The 12,560-nt window shown below is 64.8% G+C and carries 12 protein-coding genes; 2 read left to right on the forward strand and 10 right to left on the reverse strand.

Annotation, left to right across the window (positions count from 1 at the left end; translation table 11 throughout):
* Position 1: 1 nt before the first annotated feature.
* The 5 genes from NTU39_RS19770 to NTU39_RS19790 all read right to left on the reverse strand — a co-directional run bounded on the left by NTU39_RS19770 (position 2) and on the right by NTU39_RS19790 (position 5,383).
* Entirely contained in the window at positions 2-1,024 is a 1,023-nt protein-coding gene (locus tag NTU39_RS19770) for an L-threonylcarbamoyladenylate synthase (protein WP_150666119.1), read from the reverse strand.
* Positions 1,025-1,117: 93 nt separating this feature from the next.
* On the reverse strand, positions 1,118-2,311 hold the full coding sequence (locus NTU39_RS19775; RefSeq protein ID WP_150665943.1) for a 5-(carboxyamino)imidazole ribonucleotide synthase: 1,194 nt from the start codon (positions 2,309-2,311) through the stop codon (positions 1,118-1,120).
* A gap of 40 nt (positions 2,312-2,351) precedes the next feature.
* Complete coding sequence (gene purE, locus NTU39_RS19780) at positions 2,352-2,858, reverse strand: 5-(carboxyamino)imidazole ribonucleotide mutase (protein ID WP_257958363.1); 507 nt, start codon at positions 2,856-2,858, stop codon at positions 2,352-2,354.
* 16 nt (positions 2,859-2,874) lie between these two features.
* Positions 2,875-3,765 (reverse strand): phosphoribosylaminoimidazolesuccinocarboxamide synthase, encoded by an 891-nt coding sequence (locus NTU39_RS19785; protein ID WP_039402467.1) that lies wholly within the window; start codon positions 3,763-3,765, stop codon positions 2,875-2,877.
* Between the two features lie 157 nt (positions 3,766-3,922).
* Entirely contained in the window at positions 3,923-5,383 is a 1,461-nt protein-coding gene (locus tag NTU39_RS19790; protein WP_257958364.1) for a hypothetical protein, read from the reverse strand.
* 453 nt (positions 5,384-5,836) lie between these two features.
* Here NTU39_RS19790 and NTU39_RS19795 point away from each other — a divergent pair, with 453 nt between their 5' ends.
* Positions 5,837-6,439, forward strand: coding sequence for a hypothetical protein (locus NTU39_RS19795; protein ID WP_257958365.1), 603 nt, complete (start codon positions 5,837-5,839; stop codon positions 6,437-6,439).
* A gap of 94 nt (positions 6,440-6,533) precedes the next feature.
* Here NTU39_RS19795 and fba read toward each other — a convergent pair whose 3' ends face one another.
* The 5 genes from fba to NTU39_RS19820 form a co-directional block, all read right to left on the reverse strand.
* Positions 6,534-7,598, reverse strand: coding sequence for a class II fructose-bisphosphate aldolase (fba, locus tag NTU39_RS19800; protein ID WP_039396607.1), 1,065 nt, complete (start codon positions 7,596-7,598; stop codon positions 6,534-6,536).
* A gap of 132 nt (positions 7,599-7,730) precedes the next feature.
* A complete protein-coding gene (gene pyk / locus NTU39_RS19805) occupies positions 7,731-9,164 on the reverse strand; it encodes a pyruvate kinase (protein WP_150665940.1) in 1,434 nt (477 codons plus the stop codon).
* Positions 9,165-9,438: 274 nt separating this feature from the next.
* Positions 9,439-10,644, reverse strand: coding sequence for a phosphoglycerate kinase (locus NTU39_RS19810; protein WP_257958366.1), 1,206 nt, complete (start codon positions 10,642-10,644; stop codon positions 9,439-9,441).
* 86 nt (positions 10,645-10,730) lie between these two features.
* Positions 10,731-11,054 carry an AzlD domain-containing protein gene (locus NTU39_RS19815; RefSeq protein WP_046292787.1) on the reverse strand — a complete coding sequence of 108 codons (324 nt, stop codon included), beginning with the start codon at positions 11,052-11,054 and terminating at the stop codon, positions 10,731-10,733.
* Entirely contained in the window at positions 11,054-11,905 is an 852-nt protein-coding gene (locus tag NTU39_RS19820) for an AzlC family ABC transporter permease (RefSeq protein WP_246184717.1), read from the reverse strand. Before NTU39_RS19820 ends, NTU39_RS19815 begins: the two co-directional genes overlap by 1 nt.
* A gap of 454 nt (positions 11,906-12,359) precedes the next feature.
* On the opposite strand from NTU39_RS19820, the gene NTU39_RS19825 reads away from it, so the two are divergent.
* Positions 12,360-12,554 carry a zinc-finger domain-containing protein gene (locus tag NTU39_RS19825; protein ID WP_039396595.1) on the forward strand — a complete coding sequence of 65 codons (195 nt, stop codon included), beginning with the start codon at positions 12,360-12,362 and terminating at the stop codon, positions 12,552-12,554.
* The last annotated feature ends 6 nt before the right edge of the window (positions 12,555-12,560 follow it).

The following is a 12,560-nucleotide window of genomic DNA, read 5'->3' on the forward strand; positions in this document are numbered from 1 at the left end:
TCTAAGCGCGTTCGAATGCCGCTGCGGCGCGGCCAAGGCGGTCGCCGACAGCCGCCCAGGCGGGCGTGTCCGGCAGACGCTCGAACAGAATGTGCGTGACGTTGGCGCGGTCGAGGCGGCGCAGCATCGCGTACAGATCGGTCGCCAGACCGGCGGGCGTGGCAGGCAGCACAAGCTTCACGATGTCGGTGGAGGCGGCGATATCGGCGGGAAGCGTCGCGAGTGTCGGCGCAAAGGCCACCACGGCCACACGTTCGCCTGCGGGACGCACGGCCAGCGCCGCCGCGAACTGCCCGGCGTCGCACAGATACAACGGCGTGCGCGGCGCGTAATGCGCCTTGAGCGTGCCTGAGGCGCGCGGTGCATTGCTGTCCTGCCCCGGCAGACGCGGCATCTCGCCCAGCGCCTCGGCGATCTGTTCCGGCGTGATATGCCCCGGACGCAGCAGCGCCGGGAATCCGCGCGAAAGATCCACGATGGTCGACTCGATACCGACGGCCGCTTCTCCGCCATCGAGCACATGAACGGTCACGCCCGGCAATCCGGCGAACTCGTCACGCACGTGCTGAGCGGCGGTCGGACTTACCTGACCGAACCGGTTGGCGGACGGACCTGCCACACCACCCTGCCCGCCTTTGATCCGGGCGAACTCGCGCAGCAACGCCTGCGACACCGGATGCGACGGCACACGCAAACCGACCGAATCCTGACCGCCGGAGACGGCGTCCGGGATATGCGGTGCGCGTTTGAGAATGAGCGTGAGAGGGCCGGGCCAGAACGCGTCCATCAGCTTGCGCGCGGCAGGCGTGACGTCGTCGCTCCAGTAGCCGGGATCGCCTTCCGGCGAAAAGTGCACGATGACCGGATGATTAGCCGGACGCCCCTTCGCCGCGTAGATCGACGCCACAGCCGCTGGATTCTCCGCGTCGCCGCCAAGCCCGTAGACCGTCTCCGTCGGGAACGCGACCAACTCGCCCGCCGCCAGTTGCTCGGCCGCTTGCGTGATGGCAGCCGCAGGCGGCATGACAATGCGCGAAGCGTCGGACGGCGACGTCGTCAGAGGTGTCTGGGGCGTGGAGGGCGTGGAGGGCGTGGAGGGCGTGGACATCGCGCGCGCTTAGTCTTCCAGCGGGATATCGAGGCTGGCCGCTGCGCTCACGCACGCCTTGCGGGCTTCGTCGAGCGTAGCGCCTGCGAAGGTGATGTGGCCCATCTTGCGGCCCACGCGCGCGTCTTCCTTACCGTACAGATGCACGCGTGCGGACGGCAGCGCCGCCACCGCCGCCCAGGCGGGCGTACGCGGCTGGTCTTTGGCCGGGCCGTCGAACCAGATGTCACCGAGGATGTTGAGCATCACGGCTGGCGAGTGCTGACGCGTCTCGCCGAGCGGCAGTCCGGCCATCGCGCGCACTTGCTGTTCGAACTGGCTCGAAGCGCAAGCGTCGATCGTATAGTGACCGCTGTTGTGGGGGCGCGGCGCCATTTCGTTCGCGACCAACGAACCGTCCTTCAGGATGAAGAACTCGACGCACAGCACACCCACGTAATCCATTTGCGACGCAATCGCCGCAGCCGCCGCACGCGCGGCGTCGGCAATCGCCGGTGCCGCATCGGGAGCAGGCACCGTCGTCGTCGCGAGAATGCCGTCGATGTGGACGTTCTGGGCGAGCGGGTACGTGGCGACCTTGCCGTCAGCGCCACGTGCACTCAGCACGGACACTTCGAAGGCCAGCGCCAGACGCTTCTCCAGCACGCACGGCACGCCGCCGAGTGCCGCATAGGCTTCGCGGGCTTCAGCGGACGTGTTCACACGCACCTGCCCCTTGCCGTCGTAGCCCAGACGCGCCGTCTTCAGAATGCCCGGCAACACGCTCTCGATGGCCGCGTCGCCGATGGCGGCGAGCGCCTCGTTCGACTCGATCACCAGATGCGGGGCCACGGGCACACCGCAGCTTTCGATGAAACGCTTCTCCGCCACACGATCCTGCGCAATCGCGACGCAGCGCCCGGCAGGGCTCACGGTCGTGGTTTGCGCGAGGAAATCGAGCGACTGCGACGGCACGTTCTCGAACTCGGTCGACACGGCCGGACACAGCGCGGCCAGCTCGGCGAGTGCCGTCTCGTCACGATAATCGGCCACGATCAGACGGTCGGCCACGGCACCGGCCGGGCAACGCGGGTCCGGGTCCAGCACACAGACCTTGTAACCCATCGACTGGGCGGCAAAACAGAACATGCGGCCGAGTTGGCCGCCGCCCAGCATACCCAGCCATTGGCCGGGAAGGACGGGCGCAGCGGAGACGGAATTCATCGACGTTTAGGAACAGACGGTAGCGGGGACGTTTTTTCTTTTACAGCGCGGGCAGCGTCATGCCGCGCGCCGCTTCGGTCTGCTTCGCACGGAACGCGTCGAGCTTATCGGCGAGCGTCTTGTCGTCGGCAGCCAGCATCGAGACGGCGAACAGCGCCGCGTTGGCCGCACCGGCTTCACCGATGGCGAAGGTGGCGACGGGCACGCCCTTGGGCATTTGCACGATGGACAGCAGCGAGTCTTCGCCACGCAGATACTTGCTCGGCACGGGCACGCCCAGCACCGGCACGGTCGTCTTCGCGGCGATCATGCCCGGCAGGTGCGCGGCACCGCCGGCACCGGCGATGATCGCGACCAGACCGCGCTCGCGTGCGGCTTCGGCATAACGGAACATGTCGTCCGGCATGCGGTGCGCCGAGACGACCTGCGCCTCGTAAGGCACACCGAACTCGGCCAGAACGGCGGCCGCGTTCTTCATCACTTCCCAGTCCGAGTTGGACCCCATTACCACGCCAACGCGCGGGGCCACGGCTTGTTTGTCGCTCATAGTCTCAGTGCCCCGCTCAGGCCAGTTGCTGGCCGGTCAGGCGCTCGAGCGCCTCGCGGTACTTGGCGGCCGTCTTCTCGACGACTTCCGTCGGCAGCGCCGGTGCGGGCGGGGTCTTGCCCCACGGCTGCGTTTCCAGCCAGTCGCGCACGAACTGCTTGTCGAACGACGGCGGGTTGCTGCCCACGGCGTACGAATCGGCGGGCCAGAAACGCGACGAATCGGCGGTCAGGGCTTCGTCCATCAGGTGCAGCTTGCCGTCGTCATCCAGACCGAATTCGAACTTCGTGTCGGCGATGATGATGCCGCGCGTAGCGGCGTAAGCGGCGGCTTCCTTGTACAGACGGATCGAGATCTCGCGGATCTGCTCGGCCAGTTCGCGACCGATGCGGCTGACCATGTCGTCGAAGCTGATGTTCTCGTCGTGTTCGCCCAGTTCGGCCTTGGCCGCCGGGGTGAAGATCGGTTCGGGGAGTTGCTGTGCGTTTTGCAGACCCGCGGGCAGCTTCACGCCGCACACCGCGCCCGTTGCCTGATAGTCCTTCCAGCCGCTGCCAGCCAGATAGCCACGCACCACGGCTTCGACGAGGATCGGCTTCAGACGCTTGACCACGACCGCACGGCCAGCGACCTGCGCGGCTTCGTCGGCGGAGACGACCGTCTCCGGGGCCACGCCCGTCAGGTGGTTCGGCACAACGTGTGCGAGCTTGTCGAACCAGAAGTTGGCCATCTGGTTGAGCACACGGCCCTTGCCCGGAATCGGCTCGCCCATGATCACGTCGAACGCCGAGAGGCGGTCCGTCGTCACGATCAGCAGCTTGTCGTCGCCGACGGCGTAGTTATCGCGCACTTTGCCGCGCGAGAGCAGCGGCAGGCTCTTGAGGGAGGATTCGTACAGGGCGTTCAGAGCGGGGGTAGTCACGGCGGGACCCAATATCAGGAAGGGCAAAGGCGTAATTATACGCGTGTCGGGGGGCGTTTCACGAAGATGTCGGTCCGGCGAGTCGATGGAGCCGTCGTCTTCATGTTCCGTGGGCCGCGCGCCGCCTTTGCCCTTCGGCGGCTTAGACCGGCCAGCGGCGGAACTGCGCTTCCAGCCGCGACTTTTCGGACGCCTGCACCAGCAGTGCCACGACCGGCGCACGCGAGACCGGGTTCGTGAGGAGCTTCGACGCCCCCAGACAATGCCGGTACCAGCCAGCCACCGAACTTACGTCGTAATACTTGTTGTCGCAGGTGAGGCCGTAGTCGTCGAACGACACGAGCCTCACGGCATTCGGGTCGTTGACGGCGATGGCCTCCTGCGAGATCCGGTCCGTGTGGCCATCGATGTACGCAGCCGACAGAAAGCGGATGCCGTTCAGCACGTCGAGTTCGTCACGCAACCACAGCATGGCCGTACCGGCTGGCAAGCCACCCGACGCCAGCAACGGCGACACCTTCTCGAAGTTCGCTTCCAGATAGTCGGCGAGTCGGCGGCGTCCCTCCCGGCTTTGCCAGTCGATCTTGACCCCAAGGTCTTTTCCCATCAGTTGCTGCCTGAGGATGTGTACCTTGCGCTCGCTGCGCGTGTCGCCCCTTCCCGGCTCGCGCAGCATGGTCGTGAGCCGGGACAATTCCGCAATCAGGTCGAAGCTGCGCGCCGCCACGTTGATGTGATGATCGCTGGCTTCGGCCCGCTGCCGGACGACTTCGTGCGCGAGGAGGCTGCGCAGCCGGGCGTCGCCGCCGCGCAATTGCAGCGCCGCGCTGGCAATCACGGCGCACGGACGGGCGATGCCCCGCTCCGAGCAGACAAGCGGGATCTTGCCCGGATGCTGCCGCATGAAATCCGCCACGCCTTGACCGGCGCGCCAGAGCGCGGCACCGTCGATCTGGGTGTCGAAGCGCTCCATGCCCGTGAACTCCATGAACTGCACGTGCGAGAGCCCGCCGTCGAGATGGCTGGCGGCGGTGGACAGCCTCTCACCTGCGCTCTCGCTGGCGTGCGCGCCCGAGTCCGGTGCGCTGCGGCGGCCGCCCCGGCGCGTCACGCTGGCGATGTAATCGCCGATCGGACGCTCCCGATAGCCCGCCCCGTCAGATGTACCGCCGTTACATGGCCGCTGCATCGTGCCCGGCTCGACGCAGAAGATCGCGCCGATCTGCGGATTCATCTTGAGCATGTGGGTGAGGCTGCGCGCTTCGGCCGGTGTCGCCGTCGGCCCCACGATGAAACGGTAGCCCTCCAGTTCCAGCAGGCCGAAGCGAGTGCACTCGCCTCCCACGCGAATCAGTTTCGCCGTGTTCACGCCGTAGCGCTCGACCCACGCTTGCGCCATCTCGCGCAGCGGCACCGCCCAGTCGGGCGCCGGGTCGTCGTACTCCCAAAGCGAGATCGGAGACGCGACGGCGGTGCTTTGGCCGGATGTGGCCGAGTCCCGGAGATCGTGCGACGTGGCACGCTTCCAGTCCGCCGCCATCGTCACGCGCATCTCCAGCGATGGCGAGTCGGCCGTGGACGGCGCTTGACGAGCTTGGGACACGCCGCTCGGCCCGGCCGTCGACGGATTAGGATGGCGGGCATCGGTCAGCGTGCTTGCCATCTCATGAGCGCGCGCGGGCGGTGGAGACGCTTCAGGTCTCGAAATCCCAAAACACCAGGTCATTGTCTTAGGGAAGCGATTGAACGGCATCGATAACTCCGGGGTGCCCGGAACGGGCAGGTTGACGGGAGGCAGGAGACTGCCACGCGTCATCTCTCCGAACTTCCGGGAACGGGTGGGTGCCTGTCGTTTTGCATCGGGGTTGGGGAGGGGGACGGGAGGGGGACGGGAGGGGTGGGCCGTGCAACGAGCCACTGTAACGTCCGTCGACCGGCCCGGATGTTACCTACAATGGAAACGTTCACCCGACCAAAGTGGCCTGACGAGGCCGAGGGGGCTGCCATGACGATCTCATCGACACCGCATACTGTCCGGCAGCCATGCATCGGACGAATGGCGAGATGGCCTGACGAAGGCAGCTGCGCAGGCGTGTTCGGACGCTTCGCATCGGTCATAATCGCTGCCGTCGCCCTGCTCTCACTGCCAAACGCCCCCGTGCTGGCGCAGACGGCAGCGCCGACGGCCACACCCCAGACCCAGCACGCCCCCGTCCATCGGGCGGCGCCACCCCGCGTCGCTTCCGCCGGGAGCGCATCCGACGCCAGCGAGCGACCCGTCCTCCCCCGGCTGATCGCCATCGCCGCGCCCGAAGACGACGATGTCATCGCGCGCTTCGCTCTCTACGCGGCGCGCGACATCGAACAGCTGGGATTACAGTTTCCGGCGCAGGCGGCCAATGGGTCGATGGGATCATCCGGGTCGACGGACACGGACGTCATCATCACGATGAGTCTGCGCGACAGCGCAACCACGCGCATGCGCGATTTCTCCCGTCAGCACATGAACGAACCGATGACGCTGATTGTCGACGGCGTGGAGATGATTACCGCGACCATCCGCTCCGAGCTGGGCGGCAAATTTCAGTTGCAGATGCCAAAAGAAAAGGCCCGGCTTCTGTTCCAGCGCGTGCTGGCGAAAGCCGGGCCTGCGACCTGAGCGGTAGCGGGCGTCCGACGTCCGTCAGCGTCCTCCCCTCGCAGGTCGGGCATTTCGCCGTCCGGGTTACCCGGCGCGGCGACAATGCGCGTATTTACTTCACGATCTGAGCGAGATCGCCGCTCTTGTACTTCTCGGCCATCTTGTCGAGCGAGACCGTCTTGATCTTGCCAGCCTGACCTTCGCAGCCGAACGACAGATAGCGCGCCTTGCAAACCTGCTTGGCGGCTTCGCGAGCCGGCTTAAGGTAGTCGCGCGGGTCGAACTTGCTCGGGTTTTCGAACAGATAGCGACGGATCGCGCCGGTCATGGCCAGACGGATGTCGGTATCGATGTTGATCTTGCGCACGCCGTGCTTGATGCCTTCGACGATCTCTTCGACCGGCACGCCGTACGTTTCCTTCATGTCGCCACCGAATTCACGGATCTCGGCGAGCAGTTCCTGCGGCACCGACGACGAACCGTGCATCACCAGGTGGGTGTTCGGAATGCGGCGGTGGATTTCCTTGATGCGGTCGATGGCGAGAATGTCGCCCGTCGGCTTGCGGCTGAACTTGTAAGCGCCGTGCGAGGTACCGATGGCGATGGCCAGCGCGTCGCATTGCGTCTGATGCACGAAGTCGGCGGCCTGATCCGGGTCGGTCAGCAGTTGCTCGCGGGTCATCGTGCCGTCGGCGCCGTGGCCGTCTTCCTTGTCGCCCTTCATCGTTTCGAGCGAACCCAGCACGCCCAGCTCGGCTTCCACCGTCACGCCGATGTAGTGCGAGAACTCGACCACCTTGCGCGACACTTCGACGTTGTACTCGTAGCTGGCGACCGACTTGCCGTCCGCTTCGAGCGAACCGTCCATCATCACGCTCGAGAAGCCGCTCTTGATCGCGGCCATGCAGACCGCCGGCGACTGGCCGTGGTCCTGGTGCATCACGACCGGGATATGCGGGTAGGCTTCCACGGCCGCCGAGATCAGGTGACGCAGGAACGCTTCGCCAGCGTACTTACGGGCACCTGCCGAGGCTTGCATGATGACCGGCGCGCCAACTTCGTCGGCGGCAGCCATGATCGCGGAAACCTGTTCCAGATTGTTGACGTTGAAGGCCGGCAGACCATAGCCGTTTTCGGCGGCGTGGTCGAGCAGCTGTCGCATAGAGACTAGGGGCATGATGTTCTCCTTGGAATCACAAAACTAAGCAAATCTTTCTTCGATCCGGAGGCGCCCCACATGACGACAGCTCGCGCCCGGCGCGGCAGGTGCTGTACGCACCGCCTCGCCGCACTCGCGCGGCCCGCTTGGTCATGCCTGGCCCACCTGAACGATCTTCAACGTGTTGGTGCCGCCGGGTTGCCCCATCGGCTCGCCTACCGTCAGCACGATCGTGTCGCCACGCTTCACAACGCCCTGCGAAAGCAGCAGCTGTTCGGCTTGCTTGAGCGCGTGATCGCGGTCATGCGTGGCGTCGGCGCGCATCGCGTAGACGTTGCGATACAGTGCCATTTTGCGATGGCTGCTCATCTGGGACGTCAGCGCAAAAATCGGCACATGGATCTTGTGACGGGACAGCCACAACGCGGTCGCGCCCGATTCGGTCAGCGCCACGATGGCTTTCGCGCCAAGATGATACGCGGTAAACAGGGCACCGGCCGCAATCGTTTGGTCGATGCGCGTAAAAGTTTGGTTCAACCAGTCGCGATCGAGTTCCACCGTTTCCGAGCGCTCGGCTTCGACGCAAATCGCCGCCATCGTCTCGATCGTCTCGACCGGATACTTGCCCGCCGCGCTTTCTGCCGACAGCATCACCGCATCGGTGCCGTCGAGCACCGCGTTGGCGACGTCCGACACTTCGGCGCGGGTCGGCACCGGGTTATGAATCATCGACTCCATCATCTGCGTGGCCGTGATGGTCGTCTTATTCATTTCGCGCGCGAGCTTGATCATGCGCTTTTGCAGCGCGGGCACGGCCGCATTACCGACTTCGATGGCCAGGTCGCCACGCGCGACCATGATGCAGTCCGAGGCCGCCAAAATCTCTTCGAGGGCCGGAATCGCTTCCGCACGCTCGATCTTCGCGATCATCAGCGGCTTGATGCCGTACGGCTCGCCCGCCACGTTCGCCAGACGCCGCGCCATTTCCATGTCGGTGGCGTTCTTCGGGAACGAGACCGCGACGTAATCGGCGCCCAGCGCCATCGCGGTCTTGATGTCTTCCATGTCCTTCGACGTGAGCGCCGGTGCCGTCAGCCCGCCGCCCTGGCGGTTGATGCCCTTGTTGTTCGACAGGTCGCCGCCAACCTTCACGGTCGTGTGGATCTCGCTGCCGAGCACGCGGTCGACGATCAGCACGATCAGGCCGTCGTTGAGCAGCAGCACGTCGCCCGTGCGCACGTCGCGCGGCAGTTCCTTGTAGTCCAGACCGACGCGCTCGTCGTTACCGAGTTCGCACTCGCTGTCCAGAATGAACTTGGCGCCGGCTTCGAGCGTGGTCTTGCCGTTCTCGAACTTGCCGACGCGAATCTTCGGACCCTGCAGGTCGGCCATGATGGCCACTTCGCGGCCCGCCGCCTTAGCGGCCGCGCGCACCATCTCGGCGCGCTCGATGTGGTCCTGCGCCTTGCCGTGCGAGAAGTTCAGGCGAACGACGTCGACGCCTGCGGCGATCATGCGCGAAAGCACTTCCGGCGTGCTCGATGCCGGACCGATGGTGGCGACGATCTTGGTGGAGCGGTTCATTACATCCATCTCTTCATCCTCTTTGGGTAGCAGCGCTTTCGACATTACTGGCGCTTAGAGGTTTGTAACGCAATTAGGCCGCCGCAGGTTAACCAAAAAGTTTGTATTGTCCGTACGAAATCGTTTGATTCGATCTCTAACGTTCGCAATAAAGCGATCAAAACCGCCGTCTGCGAATGTTTTCCGGACTAACAGAGTGCCCTGCAAGCCCCGCTCCACCTGGGTTTGCGCGTTTCAGAGCAAACCCAACACACATTCCGCGCAATCCGTCCGATCAGTTCGACTGGGCGGCGCGTTGTTCCAGCACGTCGACGGCCGGAAGCGTCTTGCCTTCGAGGAATTCGAGGAAAGCGCCGCCACCGGTCGAGATGTAGCTGACCTGATCGGCGATACCGTACTTGGCGATAGCCGCGAGCGTGTCGCCGCCCCCGGCGATCGAGAAGCCCTTGGCTGCGGCGATGGCGCGCGCCAGGGTTTCCGTGCCGTGACCGAACTGGTCGAATTCGAACACGCCGACCGGGCCGTTCCAGACGACGGTGCCCGCGCTGCCCAGTTGCTCGGCCAGCTTGGCGGCCGTTTGCGGGCCGATGTCGAGAATCATGTCGTCGGCCGCCACGTCCGCCGACGCCTTGACCGTCGCTTCGGCGTTCGCGCTGAACTCCTTCGCGCACACCACGTCCGTCGGGATCGGCACCGATGCACCGCGCGCGGCCATGGCGTCGATGATCGCCTTGGCTTCTTCGACGAGATCGGCTTCGGCGAGCGACTTACCGATCGGCAGACCTGCGGCCAGCATGAACGTGTTGGCAATGCCGCCGCCAACGATCAACTGGTCGACCTTGTCGGCCAGCGTCTTGAGGATGGTCAGCTTGGTGGACACCTTCGAGCCAGCCACGATAGCCACGAGCGGACGCGCCGGTGCGTTCAGCGCCTTGCCCAGCGCTTCGAGTTCGGCGGCGAGCAGCGGGCCTGCGCAAGCGACGGGGGCGTACTTGGCGATGCCGTGCGTTGTGGCTTCAGCGCGGTGGGCGGTGCCGAATGCGTCGTTCACATAGACGTCGCACAGCTTGGCCATCTTCTGCGCCAGTTCGTCGTTGTCCTTCTTCTCGCCCTTGTTGACGCGGCAGTTCTCGAGCAGCACGACCGAGCCCGGGGCCAGGTCGAAACCGCCGTCGACCCAGTCGGAGACCAGCTTCACGTCGCGGCCGAGCAATTCCGACAGCCGCTTTGCCACCGGGGCGAGCGAGTCGGCGGGCTTGAATTCGCCTTCCGTCGGACGGCCCAGATGCGAGGTGACCATCACGGCAGCGCCAGCGTCGAGCGACATCTGGATGGCCGGCACCGAGGCGCGGATACGCGTGTCTTCCGTGATTCGGCCCTCATCGTCTTGCGGCACGTTCATGTCGGCGCGGATGAAGACACGTTTGCCGGCGAGGCGGCCCTGGGCGATCAAATCGGAAAGACGTACGACGGAAGCCATGAGAATCCGGAATAAATGGTGGGAAAAACATGCATTTTAACTGATCCGACCGCCCCGATGCCCATTTTGCAGGTCCGGCGTTCCACCTACAGGAACAGTCGGCCCAGCGTATAAACGACCATCCCGATCACGATCATCTCGATCATGTTGCGCCGCCAGATGAACCAGCCGGTGGCCGCCACCGCCGCCGCGAGCTTGTGATTACCCAGATGCATGGCGAACTGATGATCGAGTAGCACGACCTCCGGCACGACGATGACGGCAAGCGCCGCCGCTGGCGCGTAGCGCAGTGCACGTTGCAGACGCTGGGGTAGCGTCACACGCTCGCCGGCGAGCAGGAAGAAGGTGCGCGTGACGATGGTGATGGCCGTCATCGCGACGAAGGCGAACCAGATTTCGAAGGTGCTCATCAGCGACGCTCTCCCGAGGTGCGGCGTTCTTCATGGACGGCGTCCTGCTGCGGCTCACCGATCTGCGAGGACATCGGCGCATTTGCCGCTGTGTCGTCCCCCGTCGAAATAGGCACCCGCACCGGATTGGCGAGCGAAAGGCGCTTCGCATGGCGCGCCGCCAGTTCGTCGCACACCATGCCTGCGGCCAGCGCGCCGAGCACACCCAGCACCAGATTGAGGCGATACGGCAAATCGAACGCGAGCACCCCGATGAGCGACGCGAGCGCCACCGCCAGCATCGTCGAGCGGCTGTTGATCGTGTGAACCATCATGGGAATGAGTGCGAGCGTGCCCGCGAACCCCAATCCCCAACTATCGGGCACCAGTGCCCCGAGCACGATGCCGAGAATCGACGACACGTGCCACACCGCCCAGTTGGAGAGCGTAATGCCGTAATACGTCCCCTCTTTGCCCGGCACATAGCCGTTCGCGAAGTTCTGGTTCATGAACATCACAAAGCCCAGATCGCCATTGACGTAACCGAGCGCGATGCGACGCGGCAACGACAAATAGGAGAAATGCGGCTGGAGGCCCGCGCTGAAAATCACGAAGCGTAGATTGACGATGCCGACCGTCAGCAGAATCGTCCAGAGCGGCATACCGGCCGCGAAGAGCGGCAGCGAGGCCAGTTGCGCCGACCCCGCGTAGAGCATCAGGCTCATGCCGATGGCTTGCGGCACGGTCAGCACCGATTTACTCATGGCGACGCCTGTCACCAGACCCCACGAAAAGATGGCAGGCAAAAGCGGCGAAATAATGCGGAAACCGGCCGCGAACCCTTCACGTTCAGCGGCAGGCAAACGAAACATTGACATGGTCGGCTGGGGGGCAGCGCCGGGGTGAGCGACGCGGTGTCTGGCATTGCGGGGCGAAGCGGTCCCGACGGCGCCCGGCACGCCCGAGATGACCACTAGCGGTCACGGCGCCCGCCAGGGTTGCCGGATTGTCTCGTGAATATGTTCATCATTGGCGGCGGACGTCAGGCCATTATAGCCACGGTAAATAGTTACTTAGTACGCGAAAAGCCGTCACTCGCCTGTTTTTTCTGATGCAACGCCGCCGCTGTGGCATACGCGCCACGCGGACCTTGCCATAGGCATCGGGGCGGCTAGCCGTCCGCAAAGGGCGGCGGCTGCTTTACAATAGCGTCTTTTGGTAAACGGGCGGACGTCACCCAGTGACCGACACCGTCCGGGCAATCCTCGAAACTTCGGATTCGCGGCACACCGCGAATTCATCGAATATCACCACGGTCCGAACCCCATGAGCGAAGTCAAACAAATGCCGGTCGTCGAAGTCGGCGCTGAAGATCTCCCGGTCCACTGCCCGAACCCGAAGATGCAGTTCTGGAGCAGCCACCCGCGCGTGTTCATCGACGTGAGCCATGGCGAAGCCGCCTGTGCCTATTGCGGCACGCGCTATCGCCTGAAGCCCGGCACCGTGATCAAGGGTCACTGATCGTCC

This window comes from Pandoraea commovens (assembly GCF_024704525.1).
GTDB classification, from domain to species: domain Bacteria; phylum Pseudomonadota; class Gammaproteobacteria; order Burkholderiales; family Burkholderiaceae; genus Pandoraea; species Pandoraea commovens.